This is a genomic window from Paraburkholderia terricola (assembly GCF_900142195.1).
Classification (GTDB): Bacteria; Pseudomonadota; Gammaproteobacteria; order Burkholderiales; family Burkholderiaceae; genus Paraburkholderia; species Paraburkholderia terricola.
The window spans coordinates 45120-61117 of record NZ_FRAB01000031.1 but is presented as its reverse complement, the minus strand read 5'-3'; the positions used below and the strand labels follow the sequence as shown (position 1 = coordinate 61117).

10 protein-coding genes are annotated in these 15998 nt (G+C 64.6%); all 10 read right to left on the bottom strand.

Translation table 11 applies throughout. From position 1 onward, the window contains the following. Nucleotides 1–64 precede the first annotated feature (64 nt). The gene (locus tag BUE39_RS23305; RefSeq protein WP_073431079.1) at nt 65–1369 is read right to left on the bottom strand and encodes an MFS family transporter; all 1305 of its coding nucleotides are present in this window, start codon (nt 1367–1369) and stop codon (nt 65–67) included. Between the two features lie 342 nt (nt 1370–1711). Beyond that, a complete protein-coding gene (locus BUE39_RS23300; RefSeq protein WP_073431078.1) occupies nt 1712–3424 on the bottom strand; it encodes a SpoVR family protein in 1713 nt (570 codons plus the stop codon). Further along, the gene (locus BUE39_RS23295; RefSeq protein ID WP_073431077.1) at nt 3421–4692 is read right to left on the bottom strand and encodes a YeaH/YhbH family protein; all 1272 of its coding nucleotides are present in this window, start codon (nt 4690–4692) and stop codon (nt 3421–3423) included. The genes BUE39_RS23300 and BUE39_RS23295 overlap by 4 nt, the downstream gene beginning before the upstream one ends. Before the next feature lie 275 nt (nt 4693–4967). Beyond that, nucleotides 4968–6890, bottom strand: a complete 1923-nt coding sequence (locus BUE39_RS23290) for a PrkA family serine protein kinase (protein WP_073431076.1) — start codon at nt 6888–6890, stop codon at nt 4968–4970. A gap of 865 nt (nt 6891–7755) precedes the next feature. After that, on the bottom strand, nt 7756–8517 hold the full coding sequence (locus BUE39_RS23280) for a hydratase (RefSeq protein ID WP_073431074.1): 762 nt from the start codon (nt 8515–8517) through the stop codon (nt 7756–7758). A 343-nt stretch (nt 8518–8860) separates the two neighbouring features. After that, a complete protein-coding gene (locus BUE39_RS23275) occupies nt 8861–10633 on the bottom strand; it encodes a methyl-accepting chemotaxis protein (RefSeq protein ID WP_073431073.1) in 1773 nt (590 codons plus the stop codon). Between the two features lie 381 nt (nt 10634–11014). Continuing rightward, nucleotides 11015–11944: a ribokinase gene (rbsK, locus tag BUE39_RS23270; protein WP_073431072.1), complete on the bottom strand. Its 930-nt coding sequence runs from the start codon at nt 11942–11944 to the stop codon at nt 11015–11017. A 51-nt stretch (nt 11945–11995) separates the two neighbouring features. Beyond that, nucleotides 11996–13036: a LacI family DNA-binding transcriptional regulator gene (locus BUE39_RS23265; protein ID WP_073431071.1), complete on the bottom strand. Its 1041-nt coding sequence runs from the start codon at nt 13034–13036 to the stop codon at nt 11996–11998. Nucleotides 13037–13205: 169 nt separating this feature from the next. Continuing rightward, nucleotides 13206–14267 (bottom strand): ABC transporter permease, encoded by a 1062-nt coding sequence (locus BUE39_RS23260; protein WP_073431070.1) that lies wholly within the window; start codon nt 14265–14267, stop codon nt 13206–13208. Beyond that, the gene (locus BUE39_RS23255) at nt 14264–15862 is read right to left on the bottom strand and encodes a sugar ABC transporter ATP-binding protein (RefSeq protein ID WP_073431069.1); all 1599 of its coding nucleotides are present in this window, start codon (nt 15860–15862) and stop codon (nt 14264–14266) included. The genes BUE39_RS23260 and BUE39_RS23255 overlap by 4 nt, the downstream gene beginning before the upstream one ends. Nucleotides 15863–15998: the final 136 nt, after the last annotated feature.

Sequence of the window (15998 nt, the reverse complement as noted above, 5' to 3'; positions counted from 1 at the left end):
CGGGTTGCCCCTGACCGCCGTTGTCAATCAGCGCTCATTCGCGCTGTCCGGGCGTCTTGCACGCTCACGGCTCGTGACGCAAATACCCTTCTTTCGACGGATCGCGCATGCGCAGTGCGACGAGGCCGGCGATCGCGCACAGCGCGGTGACGTACCAGTAGAACATCGACTCGTTGCCCACCGACTTCAGCCACAGCGCGACGTATTCCGCCGAGCCGCCGAAGATCGCGTTGGCCACCGCATACGACAAGCCCACGCCGAGCGCGCGCACTTCCGGCGGGAACATCTCCGCCTTGATCAGACCGCTGATCGACGTATAGAAGCTGACGATCGCCAGCGCCAGCACGACCAGGCCGAAGGCCGCATACGGGCTCGTCACGTCTTTCAGCGCGTGCAGCAGCGGCACCGTGCCGATCGTCGCGAAGAAGCCGAAGAACAGCATCGAACGGCGCCGGCCGATGCGGTCCGACAACGCGCCGAACGCCGGCTGCATGATCATGTAGACGAACAGCGCCGCGGTCATCACGTTGCTGGCCGTCTTGGCGTGCATGCCGGCCGTGTTGACCAGGTACTTCTGCATGTAGGTCGTGAACGTGTAGAAGATCAGCGAGCCGCCCGCCGTGAAGCCGAGCACCGTCATGAACGCGACCCGGTGGATCCACAGGCCGCGCAGCGTGCCGGCTTCCTTGCGTTGACGCGTCGCGGCGGTGGTGGTTTCGTCGAGCGATTTACGCAGGTACAGCGCGACCAACGCCGCGAGCGCGCCGATCACGAACGGCACGCGCCAGCCCCACGCCTTCAGTTCCTCGGTGGAGAGCGTCTGTTGCAGGACCACCAGCACCAGCAGCGCGCACAACTGGCCGCCGATCAGCGTGACGTACTGGAACGACGCGAAGAAACCGCGCCGGCCCTTGAGCGCGACTTCACTCATGTAAGTCGCGCTGGTGCCGTATTCGCCGCCCACCGACAAGCCCTGGAACAGCCGCGCGACCAGCAGCAGCGCCGGCGCGAGCGCGCCGATCTGCGCATAGGTGGGCAGCACCGCGATGACGAGCGAGCCGCCGCACATCATGAAGACCGACACCATCATCGCCATGCGGCGGCCGTGCTTGTCGGCGAGTCGGCCGAAAAACCAGCCGCCGATCGGACGCATCAGAAAGCCCGCGGCGAACACGCCGGCCGTATTGAGCAACTGGGTGGTGGTGTTGCCGCTCGGGAAGAACGCGGGCGCGAAATACAGCGCGCAAAACGAATACACGTAAAAGTCGAACCACTCGACGAGATTGCCCGATGAAGCGCCAACAATCGCGAAGATACGGCGTCGTGTGTCGTGAGCCGAGGCCACGGTTTGGTCGGTTAGGTCGGTCATGCTTGTGTCTTTCCTTGTCTTTTGAACGGAGGTCGCGGTCTTGCTGCCGCCTTCACAACGCGCGCTGTGGCATAGCGTGGGTGCCGCGGTGGCACCGGAGCGTCACGGCCGGCACGCGTGCGCGAATTTTACAGAATCGCAAGACAAAGATGGGAGGTTTATGCGCGGGCCGTCACGGGGAAACGGCGAGCGAGCCGCCAACCCCTTACGGCGCGAAAGGTTCCAGCGAGAAAAAGCCCCTCTGGGCCTTCACAGACCCAGAGGGGCTTTTTTTGACGAGTCAGACGGCTCATCTGGCCAGCGCTTTATGGGCGCACCAAGCGACGCACCAAGCGCCCCGGATCAAGCCCTCACCGCCGGCGGCACATAGCGGCACTCATAGCGCTTGCGCACGGTGCCGTTTTCATCGACGCTTTCCAGATAGACGTCGAACTGCCACAAGCGCGCCATGTGCTTGAGCACCTCGTCGCTATCCGATGACAGATGCCGGTTGTCGCTCATGAAATGCCGCAGCGTCAGACTCCGGTCGCCACGCGTATTCACCGCCCACACCTGAATGTTCGGCTCGCGATGATGCATGTCGTACTGCCGCGACAACGCCTGACGCACGTACTGATAGCCGCTTTCGTCATGAATCGCGGAGACTTCGAGCGCGTCGCGCATGTCGTCGTCGAGCACGGAGAAGAGGCGCATTTCGCGGATCAGATGCGGCGACAGATACTGCGCGACGAAACTCTCGTCCTTGAAGTTGCGCATCGCGTAGTGCATGGCGGGCAGCCACGGACTGCCGGCGAGTTCCGGGAACCACTTGCGGTCCTCGTCGGTTGGCGCCTCGCAGATCCGGCGAATGTCGCTCATCATCGAAAAACCGAGCGCATACGGATTGATGCCGCTGTAGTAAGGCTTCGTGACCGGCGGCTGATAGACCACGTTGCTGTGCGAATGGAGAAACTCCATCATGAAGCCGTCTTCCAGCTTGCCCTGGTTGTACATCGTGTTGAGCAGCGTGTAGTGCCAGAACGTCGCCCAGCCTTCGTTCATCACCTGGGTTTGCCGCTGCGGATAAAAATACTGGCCGACCTTGCGCACGATGCGGATCACTTCCCGCTCCCACGGCTCCAGCAGCGGCGCATTCTTCTCCGCGAAATACAGCAGGTTTTCCTGCGGCTCCGGCGGATAGCGCTCCTCGATTTCCTCGGGCAACGGCGTGTGCCGGGTCGGCAAGGTGCGCCAGAGTTCGTTCACCTGCGATTGCAGATACGCCTCGCGCTCGCGGCGCGCGGCGAATTCCTTTTCGAGCGAGAGCTTCTGCGGACGCTTGTAACGGTCCACGCCGTAATTCATCAACGCATGGCAGGAATCGAGCAGTTCCTCCACCCGGTCGAGCCCGAAACGCTCCTCGCACTCCGCGATGTAGTTCTTCGCGTAGACGAGGTAATCGATGATCGCGTGCGCGTCCGTCCAGAGCCGGAACAGGTAGTTGCCCTTGAAGAACGAGTTGTGCCCGTAAGCCGCGTGCGCGATGACGAGCGCCTGCATCGTCATCGTGTTCTCTTCCATCAGATACGCGATGCAGGGATTCGAATTGATGACGATCTCGTACGCGAGCCCCATCTGCCCGCGACGGTAGCTTTTCTCGGTGGAGAGAAAGTGTTTGCCGAACGACCAGTGACGGTAGTTCACCGGCATGCCGACGGACGCGTAGGCGTCCATCATCTGTTCGGCGCTGATGAGTTCGAGCTGGATCGGATAGACGTCGAGTTCATATTGCTCGGCGACGCGAGCAATATGCGAGTCGTACTCTTCGATCAACTCGAAGGTCCAGTCGGACGGGCACGGCAGAGGCCTTCTATCGGCTACGTTCATACGGACTTCCCTTTGCCCCTCAGTGGGCGTTCCGGTGTGTCCCCGTGCTGCAGCGGTGTCGACTGCTCCGGTGGCGGCGCCTGCCTGATCCGCCCCACCCTCGGCATGCCCCGACTGACGCTGCGGCACGCCTTTTCCACGCTCCGGCTGATAGCCGCGCGCTTCGTTATGCAAATGCTTGGTCGTCATGAGGACGCCACCTGCTTTTCAAACAACTCACGAAAGACCGGATAAATGTCCGCCGCGGTTTCGACCTTCTTCATCGCCATGTGCGGCTGGCTCAGGGCCAGTTGCGCATATTCGAGCCACAGGTTCTGCTCTTCGGGCGTCACCTGAATATACGCAAAATAGCGCACCTTCTCCAGGATGTCATCCGCGAGTATCTTGCGGCACTTCGGCGAGTCGTCGGTCCAGTTGTCGCCGTCCGACGCCTGCGCGCCGTAAATGTTCCATTCGGTGGGCGAATAACGCTCCTCCATTACCTTCTGCATCAGCTCCAGTGCGCTCGACACGACCGTGCCGCCGCTTTCGGTCGAATGGAAGAAGGTGTCTTCGTCGACTTCCTCGGCGCGCGTATGGTGGCGGATGAACACGACCTCGATGCGCTCGTAATTACGCTTGAGGAACAGATACAGCAGGATGAAAAAGCGCTTGGCGAGATCCTTGCGCTGCTCGTCCATGGAACCCGACACATCCATCAGACAAAACATCACGGCCTGGCTCGACGGCGTGGGCTGCTTCACCCGGTTCACATAGCGCAGATCGAACGGGTCGATAAACGGAATGCGCCAGATGCGTCCCTTCAGGTGGTGAATCTCTTCCTCGAGCAGCTTGATCTCGTCGCGGCGGTCGTCGGGGTCGGCCTTCATGACCTCCAGTTGCCGCTCCATCTCGTGCAACTGATTGACGAGCGGTGCACCGAGCGCGATGCGGCGGCCCAGCGCGCTGCGCAGCGAGCGGACCACGTCGATGTTGTTCGGCGTGCCTTCGGCGGCCCAGCCCGCGCGAATGCTTTTCCACGTGGGCACGGCCATCAGATGGGTTTTGACGAGACGCGGCAGTTCGAGGTCGTCGAAGAAGTACTGCATGAATTCTTCGCGGCTCAGTTCGAACACGAAGTCGTCTTGACCCTCGCCCTCGTTGCTGGCCTGATTGCCCCCGCCACCGCCGCCGCCCCCTTGCGGGCGCTGGATCTTGTCGCCGCGGATGTAGTCGGAATTGCCCGGATGCACCATTTCCCGCTTGCCGCCGGGGCCATGCCGGAACGACGGCTCCGCGATGTCCTTGCGGGGAATCGTGATGCTCTGGGTGTTCTGGATGTCCTTGATGCTCCGGTCGCGAACCGCTTCCGAGACGGCGCGACGAATGTAGTTCTTAACGCGACGCAAAAAGCGTTCGCGATTGGCGATGCTTTTGTTCTTGCCTGCTAACCTGCGGTCGATGATTTGATGAAGCACACCGCTCTCCCGTGTCGATCGGAGTTAGCGCTTCAGCGCTTACTCCGATCCCATACACTCGTACGTCGATCGGAGTTAGCGCTTCAGCGCTTACTCCGATCCCATACACTCGTACGTCGATCGGAGTTGGCGCTTCAGCGCTTACTCCGATCCCATGCAACTGTACTAACTTCGGGCGAGGCGCAAGCCGCATGCGCAGCACAGCTATGTCCATGCGGCTCGCGCCTCGCAAGGTGCCCGCGCGGCCGAACCGCGCGGGCGGCACGCAATGCGCATCATGACGACTTGCGCACGCGCAGATACCAGTCACACAGCAAGCGCACCTGCTTCGGCGTATAGCCCTTCGTCACCATGCGATTCACGAAGTCTTCGTGCTTGCGTTGTTCCTCCGCCGAGCCCTTGGCGTTGAACGAGATCACCGGCAACAGTTCCTCCGTGTTCGAGAACATCTTCTTTTCGATCACGACGCGCAGCTTCTCGTAGCTGATCCACGCGGGATTCTTGCCCGCATTGGCAGCACGCGCGCGCAGCACGAAGTTCACGATCTCGTTGCGGAAGTCCTTCGGGTTGCTGATGCCCGCGGGTTTCTCGATCTTCTCCAGTTCGGCGTTCAGCGCCGCACGGTCGAAACTCTCGCCGGTGTCGTGGTCGCGGAACTCCTGATCCTGAATCCAGAAGTCGGCGTACGTCACGTAGCGATCGAAAATATTCTGACCATACTCGGAATACGACTCCAGATACGCGGTCTGAATCTCCTTGCCGATGAATTCGGCGTAGCGCGAGGCCAGCACGTCTTTAATGAACGACAGATACTTCTGCTCGGTTTCCGGCGGGAATTGCTCGCGCTCGATCTGCTGTTCGAGCACGTACATCAAATGCACCGGATTCGCCGCGACTTCGGTGGAATCGAAGTTGAACACCCGCGACAGGATCTTGAACGCGAAGCGGGTCGACACGCCGGTCATCCCTTCGTCCACGCCCGCGAAATCGCGGTACTCCTGATACGACTTGGCCTTCGGATCGGTATCCTTCAGATTCTCGCCGTCGTAGACCTGCATCTTCGAGAAGAGGCTGGAATTCTCCGGCTCCTGCAAACGCGTGAGCACCGACATCTGCGCCATCATCTTCAGCGTGCCGGGCGCGCATACCGCACTCGCCAGCGACGAGTTGCGCAGCAGCTTCTCGTAGATCTTCACTTCCTCGCTGTAGCGCAGGCAGTACGGCACCTTCACCACGAAGATCCGGTCGAGCAGTGCTTCGTTGTTGCGGTTGTTGCGGAACGCCTTCCATTCGGACTCGTTCGAGTGGGCTAGGATCACGCCGTCGAAAGGAATCGCGCCGAAGCCTTCCGTGCCCTTGAAGTTGCCTTCCTGGGTCGCGGTGAGCAGCGGATGCAACACCTTGATCGGCGCCTTGAACATTTCGACGAATTCGAGCAGGCCCTGATTCGCGAGACACAAGCCGCCCGAGTAGCTGTATGCGTCGGCGTCGTCTTGCGCGTACTGTTCGAGCTTGCGGATGTCGACCTTGCCGACCAGCGACGAGATGTCCTGATTGTTCTCGTCACCCGGCTCGGTCTTGGCGATACCGATCTGGCGAAGGATCGACGGATAGCGGCGCACCACGCGGAACTTGCGGATGTCGCCGTTATATTCGTGCAGGCGCTTGACCGCCCACGGGCTCAGAATGCTTTTGAGGTAGCGGCGTGGAATTCCATATTGCTCTTCGAGGATCGGACCGTCCTCGTCGTAATCGAACAGGCCGAGCGGCGACTCGTTGACCGGCGAGCCCTTGATCGCATAGAACGGCACGCGTTCCATGAGCTGCTTCAAACGCTCCGCGATCGACGATTTGCCGCCGCCGACCGGGCCCAGCAGATAGAGAATCTGTTTCTTTTCCTCGAGACCCTGGGCCGAATGCCGGAAGTACGCGACCACCTGCTCGATCACCTCTTCCATCCCGTAGAACTCACGGAACGCTGGGTATACCTTGATCACCTTGTTCGCGAAGATGCGCGACAGGCGCGGATCGTTGCGAGTATCGATCTGTTCCGGTTCCCCGATTGCCGTCAACATGCGTTCGCCAGCCGTGGCGTACGCGGCGGGATTGTCTTTGCAGAGCGCGAGATACTCCTCGAGCGAGAGTTCATCCTCTCGCGTTTTCTCGAAGCGGGTCGCGAAACTGCTGTAGATATCCATGCTACCTCCTCGCCGAAGTCTAGACCGATGTCGTGCGCGGCGCGCTATTCGGAAACGACATCGCTCGAATTCATCCTAAACCCTTTTAAATTTTTTTTCACGAACTACGTTGCGAAAATCGCGCCGTACCCGGCTACCGATATTCATCACTTGGAAACGGTGTATCGACAACCTACAATCTTGCGCGCAGGCCGCAGCAATCGCGAACCGCCGCTGTCGTGACAGCGCTGCCGCCATCTCGCCGCGACACACTCTGTTGCACCGTTGGTCCATGTCACGGCCATGCCCCCATTACACAGGTCACAGGTCGTATCGTTCATCGAACAAACCGGCTGCTGCACCGGACGATCTGTCCGCTCGCACCCGCATCGTCGTGAAAGCACGCACGTCCTACGCGTTTTTCGTGCCCGGCCATTCTCTTCATCAACGCGCGGCGCGGGCATCGGGTCTACACGAAAAAGCGCCTGTTACATGTTCGCGGCGTCGCGCGCATGGCGTGCCTTGCATCGGTGCGCTTTCAAGCGGTTCGTCAAGGCGCGAGCGGTTTTGTTCCGCGTCGTCCGCACCGACGCGAGGTGAATCGCACAGAGCCGCCCACTGATGCTTCAGCCCTCGTAGTAACCGCGTCCGCGATATGGTTAGCCGCCCGTATAACTGGATGACGGCGCAGCGGCAGTCCGCTTCAATAGGTGTATACGCAAGACGCGCGCGAGACGCACCTTGGGGACGCCGTAAATGTAAAACGGCCACCCCGTGGGCAGCCGTTTGCATGAAGCTTCGTAATGAGCCGTTACAAGACAGTTGTGACAAGCGGGTTGTCACAAGCGCGCTGTAACCCACGCTGTAACCGGCGGGTGTCGCACGCTCAGGTCAGATCGACCTCGACTTCGCCAAGGCCGTCGATATGGCCGCGCACGATGCCGGGCTTGTCCACATTGTGAGCGTCGACATAGGAACCCGTGGTGAGCGTCCAATCCGGTTCGATGGTGATGCCCATCGCCGCGCAATGGTTGACGAACCACACCAGCAGTTCGCGCGGGTCGCCCGCCGGATTGCCGGTCACTTCCGGCACGAGCGAACGGCCGTTGAGACTCAGTTCGAGTTCGGGCGACACGAAATCGAAGCCGCGCGCGAGACCCGCGTAAGCCACCGGATGACCGGTGATCAGCGCGCCGTTGTTCTGCGCGTCGGCCAGTTGCGCGAGCGGCGCGACGTTCGGCCATTCGGCAAAGCGGCTATCGACGATCTCGATGGCCGGCAGCACGACGCCGACCTTCGCCAGCACCTCGTCGCGCGCATAGGCCCGCCCGCGCGGCTCGATCGCCTCGGCGAAGCGAAAGGCGATCTCCAGTTCCACCAGCACGCGGAAGAAGCCGGCATGCGCGACCCGCGCCGGCGAGGGCAGCACCAGCGACGCCGGAATCGGCGCGCCCGCGGCGGCCCCGCCCGGCGCCTTGGCGCCGATCTTCCACGCACCGGTCGCGTCGCCGAGGCCCGCGATGACCGCCTGCTGGATCGCGTACGCGGTGGCCGCGTCGGGCGGCAGGCTGTCGGGCGCGGGCACGTCGATCGGATGATGCTGCCGGCGTGCTTCGACGAGGCGGAGCGCGAGGTCGTGTGGCGTCATGTCGGTCCTTTATGGCTGGCGCGTTGAGCGGTTGGTTGCCGCGTGCCGGTTGGCGTGGACAGGCGTTACAGCGATTAAAGGCAGCGGGCTCGCACGCTTCAGGCAGACGATCCGCGCTGGCCACGCAGCCGCGAGGAGCAGCAGCCGCGCCCGTCAATGTACCGGATCATGGCGCCCGCCAGGGCGTGAAGTGCGCCGTCAGCCCTACTTAATGCGCAAGCCATGAAAAAAGACCGCCGATGCCTGCGCGATCGCGGTCTTTTCGGGCGATGCGGTCATCCGCCGGGACGCGTTTCGAGTCGTCCCGGCGCCGCGAACGGATGCTCCGACAGAGGGCAAGGGATTAGAAAGTTTCCCAGTCCTGGTCGCCGCCGGCGCTGACGGGCGCCGCGGCTTTGGCCGGCGCTCTCGCGGGCGCTGCTGCGGGCGCCCTCGCAGGTGCCCTCGTGGCGGCGCTTGCGGCCGGAGCCTGCGGCGCGGGCCGCGCCGTGACGTGAGACATCTTGCGGGCCGCGACCGGACGCGCCGGCTTGGCCGCACTTCTCGCCGCCGCGCTCACGGGCGCCTGGCCGCTTTCGTCCAACTGGAACACCGCGACCGCGGCGCGCAGCTTGCCCGCCTGGTCTTCGAGCGAAGACGCCGCCGCGGCCGCTTCCTCGACCAGCGCGGCATTTTGCTGCGTGACCTCATCCATCTGCGTGACGGCGCGCGCCACCTGGTCGATGCCGCTGCTCTGCTCTTCCGAGGCCGCCGCGATCTCGCCCATGATGTCGGTCACGCGCTGCACCGCGCCGATGATCTCCGTCATCGTGCGGCCGGCCTGGTCGACCAACGCCGAGCCGGACTGCACCCGCTCGACCGAAGTGTCGATCAGTTCCTTGATTTCCTTGGCCGCCGCCGACGAGCGCTGCGCGAGACTGCGCACCTCGCCCGCCACGACCGCGAAACCGCGCCCGTCCTCGCCGGCCCGCGCCGCTTCCACGGCCGCGTTCAGGGCCAGGATGTTGGTCTGGAACGCAATGCCTTCGATGATCGAAATGATGTCCGCGATCTTCGCCGAACTCTGGTTGATGTCGCCCATCGTGCCGACCACCTGCCCGACCACCGTGCTGCCGCGATTGGCGATCTCCGACGCATTGGCCGCGAGCGAGCTCGCCTGGCGGGCATTGTCGGCGTTCTGCTTGACGGTGCCGGTCAGCTCTTCCATGCTCGACGCGGTTTCCTGCAACGCGGAGGCCTGCTCCTCGGTGCGCGACGAGAGGTCGAGATTGCCGGCCGCGATCTGACGCGTGGCCGTCGCGATGGATTCGCTGCCGCTGCGCACCGTGCGCACCGTTTCGGTGAGACTGCGCTGCATCTTCGCGATCCCTTCGAGCAGCCGGCCCATTTCATCGCGCGACGTGACGACGACCGGGCGGCGCAGATCGCCGGCGGCGATCGCGTCGAAGTGGCCGAGGGCTTCGTCGAGCGGACGGGCGATCGCGCGGCTCAGCACGAGATACGACAAGGCCGCGGCCAGCACGCCGACCAGCAGCGCGCCGGCGCTCACCAGCCGAAACAGGTCGAATTGGCTCTGCGCGGAGTCGTAACCCGCCTTCGCCGATTCGAACTGGAATTTGCGCAAGGCCTCGTCGGCGTTGGCGAGTTCGTTGTACGCCACCTGCAGACGCTTGGCGCTGTCGATCAGCTTGCTCTGGTCGCTTGCGGCGACGATCGCGGCAAAGGCGTCCGCCTGCTGATGCAGCGCGTCGCGCTTGCCGACGACGACCTGTGCGAGACGGTCTTCCTCGGCGTCGCGCGGCAGGTCCATGTACTTTTTCCACCAGGTGTCGGAGGTGGTGCGCATCAGGCGCGCGCGCTCGAGCGTGGGCGCCGATTCCGGCGTGCCGATCATGAACGCGGCGCGGTCGAGCGCCAGCCGTTCGCGCGCCGCGTACAGCTCCGCATTGCCGATGTCGACCGCGCTCGGCATGGCGTTGGTGAACGTGTCCTTATAGGCGTCGTTCGAACGGCTCATGCCGAACAGACCGAACACGCCGATGGCCACCAGCAGCGCGGCAAGGAATGCCATCGTCAGGCCAATGCGCGCCTTGATCGTGATGCCTTTGTTCAACATGCTTGTTCCTGTGCTTAGCAAATAAGAGAGCGCGTACGCGCGGGGCGTCTGCGTCGAGGCGTCCCTTTTTGGGTGCGGCGCTCTAAGTTTGTTTACGGCACATAAAACGCATACTTGAAGTATTTATATGGTGTGAAGAAAGACGTTGTAACAAATTCGATTAAATTTCAAAGGGCCGACAAGCGGCCTGCGTCGCATGGATTACGCGGCGTTTAGGGCAACGACGGGGCGGGAAAACGGGCACTGAACGCGCGAGGGGATGAGCTGTGTTCAGGCCTGGCCGAGCAGACGAGCCTGCTGCGAATCGAGCCCGGGCACCACGGCGGACGCTTTTGCGCGCCGCGCATCGTTGGCCTCGATGCGCGGCGGGCTCGCTGCCAATCAGGCCGAAGCGTCCAGTTCGGCGCAAGTGGGAATCGACGGCTGCGCGCCGGCGCGCGTCACCGAGAGCGCCGCCGCGCGCTGCGCGAAGCGGATCGCCGCATCGACGCTCGCGCCTTGCGCGAGTTGCGCCGCGAAGCCGCCGATGAAAGTATCGCCCGCCGCGGTCGTATCGACGGCTGCCACCCGCGGCGCGTCGTACAGCGTCGCGGCCCCGCCGTCGAGCGTCGCGTGCACGCCCCGCGGACCGAGCGTGACCAGCACGTTGCGCGCGCCGGCCGCGCGCAGCGCGGCGGCGGCCCGCGCCGCGTCCTCGGGCGAGGCGACCGGCAGACCGGTCAGCGTGGCGGCCTCGAGTTCGTTCGGGATCAGGTAGTCGATCAGCGGCAGCCAGTCGGCCGGCAACGGACCGGTGGCGGGCGCCGGATTCAGGATCACCGTCTTGCCCAGCCGCCGCGCCGCGGCAAGCGCCGCGCGCACGGTCGCGGGCGGCGTTTCAAGCTGGCAGATCACCACGTCGGCGGCGGCCAGCACGGCCTCGTGGCGGGCAATCGTTTCAGGCGTGACTTCGCCGTTGCTGCCCGCGACGATCACGATCGCGTTCTGGCTCGCATCGTCGACGACGATCAGCGCCACGCCGGTCGCCTGCGTTCCGGTTTCCAGCGCCGCGCAGTCGATGCCTTCCGCTTCGAGTCCGGCGCGCAACTGCGCGCCATTGGCGTCCGCGCCGACGCAGCCCAGCATCGACACCCGCGCGCCCAGCCGGGCGGCCGCGACCGCCTGGTTGCCGCCCTTGCCGCCCGCCACCTGCGCGAACGCGCGGCCCGCGAGCGTCTCGCCGGGATGCGGCAGACGCGGCGCGCGCGCCACCAGATCCATGTTCAGACTACCGACCACCGTCACGCGTGAGCGCGTTTGCTGACTTGCCACTCCCTTCTCCCATAGTGCGGCGAGCTTTCGTGCGCTTCGCCGCCGTTGCGCTCATGCCGCCAGATTGCGTTTGCCCGCGCCCGCCCAGGTCGCGGTGGATTCGCGCACGATCAGCCGCGGCGACACGACGCGCCGGCGGCCGGATGCGCGCGCGGTGCCCGACGGGGTCCCGGCGATGCGTTCGATCAGCGTTTGCGCGGCCATGTCGCCGAGCGCGCGCACCGATTGCCCGACCGTCGACAGCGACGGGTAGGTGAAGCGTCCCAGTTCGATATCGTCGAAACCGATGATCGAGCAATCGCGCGGCACGCTGATGTTGCGTTCCGCCGCCGCGCGCAGCGCGCCGATGCCCATCATGTCGTTGCCGGCGAAAATCGCCGACGGCTTCACCGTGTCGAACAGTTGCGCCGCCGCGCGATGGCCGCCCATGCCGGAAAAATCGCTTTCGACGATCGCATCCGGCGGAATCTCGATGCCGCGCTCGGTCATCGCGCGGATGAAGCCGTGTACCCGCATCGCGCTCACCGCGGTCTCGACCGGCCCGGTAATGCAGCCGATCCGCACATGCCCCAGTTCGAGCAGATGGCGGGTGGCGAGATAGCCGCCCTTCTCATGGTCGATCTGCACCAGGTCCGCGTTCAGCCCCTCGATGTTACGGTCGACGATCACGAGCGGCTCGCGCGCGTCGGCGAGCGCTTGCGCGAGCACCGCGTCGTCGCCGGCGGAGGCCACGATCAGCCCGTCGATGCGCTTTTCCTGCAACACGCGCAGATAGTTGCGCTGCTTGGCCGGGTCGTCGTCGGAATTGCAGAAGAACACGCAGTAGCCGTTGCGCGAACAGCCGTCCTCGATGCCGCGCGCGAGTTCGGCGAAATACGGGTTCGTGCTGTTCGGCACCACCAGGCCGATCGTCGCCGTCGCCCGCGCCTTGAGCGAGCGGGCCACCGCCGACGGCACGTAGTGAAGCTGACGGATCGCGTGCTCGACCTTCGCGCGCACGTCGGCGGACACGGGCCGCGAGTTGTTCACCACGTGCGATACCGTCGTGAACGACACGCCTGCCACGGCCGCTACATCCTTGATCGTCGCCATAACTGTTGCTCTCCTGCCTGTTTTTTCCGCCGGTCGCGCTATCTGGCGACCCACCGGACGTCTTCATCGAAGACAGACCAAACCCATGAATTCTTACGCTTTACCGCTAACGACACCGTGACTGCTCAGGCCGCGTCAATCTGCCGGACCGCTGCGCGCCGCGAGCGGCTCAGGCGCGCTTGCGGCGGCTGCGGTAGGTGTCGAGCACCACCGCCACCACGATCACCGCGCCGGTGATCATCCGCTTGGTCGGCTCGTTCGCGCCGATCTGCGCGAGGCCGGCCGCCAGCACCGAAATGATCAACACGCCAAAAAACGTACTGATGACCGAGCCGCGGCCGCCCATCAGGCTGGTGCCGCCGATCACCACCGCCGCGATCACCTGGAGTTCCACGCCGGCGCCCGCGTTCGGATCGGCCGCTTCCAGACGCGAAATCTGGAACAGCGCGGCCAGGCCCGCGAGCGCGCCCATCAGCGCGAACACGATGACCTTGTACGGCCGCGGATCGACCCCGGCGAGCCGCACCGCTTCCTCGTTGGTGCCGATGCCGACCAGATAGCGGCCGAATACCGTGCGCGTGAGCACCAGTTGCGCGATCACCATCACGGCCACCGCGATCAGGAACGCCGGCGAGATGCCGAAGGCGATCGGGTTCGACAGAAAATCGAAGGCGTCGCCGATATAGGCGGTGCGCGAATTCGTCATCTGATAGGCCATGCCGCGCGCCGCTTCCAGCACGCCGAGCGAGACGATGAACGACGGAATCCGCCAGCCCACCGTCACCGAACCGGTGATCGTGCCGGTCAGCGCCGCCGCCGCGACGCCCAGCAGCGCCGACGGCAACGGCCCCCAGCCCCACTTCAGCGCGGCCACGCTCACCACCGACCCGCCCAGCGCCAGCACCGAGCCCACCGACAGATCGATCCCGGCGATGATCAGCACGAAGGTCATGCCCACCGACATCACCACCAGATCCGGAATCTGGTTGGCGATCGTGCTGAATGTGTCGTAGGTGAGAAAGTGCGAACTGAGCAGCGAGAACAGCACGATCATCGCCAGTAGCGCGCCGGCCAGACCCAGGTAATTCGAAAAGCCGAGGCGCGTGCCCGCCGGCTTGCCGCTCGCGAGCGGCGCGGACGGGTCGGCCGGCGGCATGGCGTTGTTCGTGCTGTTGGCGTTGGCCGCGCCCTGCTTGCCATTCGGCGCTTCACGCAACGATTGATCGGTCATGACAGACTCCCTGCTTCGTTGGTGTCGGGGACGGCGTGGAGCAACGCTTCGCGGCTGCGGTAGCCGGCGAACGCCGCGGCCAGCAACGCATCCTGCGACCAGCCGTCGCGTTCGAACACACCCGTCATGCTTCCCGCGGACATCACGCCGATCCGGTCGCAGATCAGCATCAGTTCGCGCAGGTCGCTCGACACCACGACGAGCGCGCGCCCTTCCCGAGCCAGCGCGCCCATCAAGCCATAAATATCGAACTTCGCGCCGACGTCGATGCCGCGCGTGGGTTCGTCGAATAACAGCACGCGGCAATCGCGCGCGAGCCAGCGGCCGATCACGACCTTCTGCTGGTTGCCGCCCGACAGTTCGCCGACGATCTGCCCCGGCCCCGAACTGCGAATCCGCATGGCGTCGATCTGCTTTTGCGCGAGCGCGTTCTCGCGCCGCGCGTCGACGATGCCATGCCGCGCCACGCTGCGGATATTGCCGAGCGACACGTTGGCCGCGATCGGCTGCGGCAGCAAAAGGCCTTCGCCTTTGCGGTCCTCGGTGATCAGCGCGATGCCGGCGCGCACCGCGTCCGTGGGCGAGGCGATGTGCACGGGCGTGGGCGGCGCGCCCGGTTTCGACGCCAGCGCGACCGTGCCGCCGTCCTTCTGATCGGCGCCGTAAATCAGCCGCATCAGTTCGGTGCGGCCCGCGCCGATCAGCCCGCTAATGCCGAAAATCTCGCCCGCGCGCACCTCGAACGAGACCTCGCGCACCACCTTGCCGCGCGTGAGCTTGTCCACCTTCAGGAGCGGCGCGCCGATATTGCGCACGCCCAGATCGATCCGCTCGCCGAGTTCACGGCCCACCATCCACGTGACGATGTCGTCGCTCGTCAGGTTGGCCATCGCGTCGACATGCACCAGCCGGCCGTCGCGCAGCACCGCGACCCGCTCGGCGACGCGCGCGAGTTCCTCCAGCCGATGCGAGATGTAGACCAGCGCGACGCCGCGCGCCTTCAGGCGGTCGATCTGCTCGAACAGCAGATCGACTTCGCGCGCGGTCAGCATCGCGGTGGGTTCGTCGAGAATCAGCACGCGGCAGTCGTCGATCAGATTGCGGGCGATCTCCACCATCTGCTGATGGCCGATGCCGAGTTCGCCGACGAGCGTATCGGGATCGATCGCGTCGAGGCCGACTTGCGCCATGGCATGGCGCGCGTCCTCGCGCAGCTTGCGGCGGTCGATCCAGCCGAAGCGGAACGCGCCCGCTTGCGGCAAGCGGTTGAGGAACAGGTTTTCGGCCACCGACAGCGTCGGCAGCAGATTGAGTTCCTGCATCACCATGCGCACGCCGAGCGCTTCGGCTTCGGTGCGGCTCGCCGGCGCATACGGCTCGCCGCCGAGGCGCATCGCGCCGGTGGTCGGGTCGACGAGCCCGCCGATGATCTTGGACAGCGTGCTCTTGCCCGCGCCGTTTTCGCCGGTCAGCGCCAATACCTCGCCGGCGCGCAACGACAGCGAAACGTCGGCGAGCACCGGTTCGGCATAGGTCTTGCCGATGCCGCTAACGGACAGTACGGCAGGCACGGCGTCGTGGTCGGTTGAATCCATCGCGATCCTGGTTCGGGGCGGCCGGCGCGGCCTCATGCGATTCGCTCGAATGAGGCGGCGGCCGATCGCCACGTGTCATGCCGGCCCAATGCGCGGAATGCGCAGGCGCTCACGGCCACGCACCCTCCCGCCGCGC

Bases quoted from the DNA above. Each gene is read 5' to 3' on its own strand.
- BUE39_RS23275 (WP_073431073.1), bottom strand. From the start codon at position 10,633: ATGTTGAACAAAGGCATCACGATCAAGGCGCGCATTGGCCTGACGATG.
- BUE39_RS23300 (WP_073431078.1), bottom strand. From the start codon at position 3,424: ATGACGACCAAGCATTTGCATAACGAAGCGCGCGGCTATCAGCCGGAG.
- BUE39_RS23260 (WP_073431070.1), bottom strand. From the start codon at position 14,267: ATGACCGATCAATCGTTGCGTGAAGCGCCGAATGGCAAGCAGGGCGCG.
- BUE39_RS23255 (WP_073431069.1), bottom strand. From the start codon at position 15,862: ATGGATTCAACCGACCACGACGCCGTGCCTGCCGTACTGTCCGTTAGC.
- BUE39_RS23280 (WP_073431074.1), bottom strand. From the start codon at position 8,517: ATGACGCCACACGACCTCGCGCTCCGCCTCGTCGAAGCACGCCGGCAG.
- BUE39_RS23305 (WP_073431079.1), bottom strand. From the start codon at position 1,369: ATGACCGACCTAACCGACCAAACCGTGGCCTCGGCTCACGACACACGA.
- BUE39_RS23265 (WP_073431071.1), bottom strand. From the start codon at position 13,036: ATGGCGACGATCAAGGATGTAGCGGCCGTGGCAGGCGTGTCGTTCACG.
- BUE39_RS23290 (WP_073431076.1), bottom strand. From the start codon at position 6,890: ATGGATATCTACAGCAGTTTCGCGACCCGCTTCGAGAAAACGCGAGAG.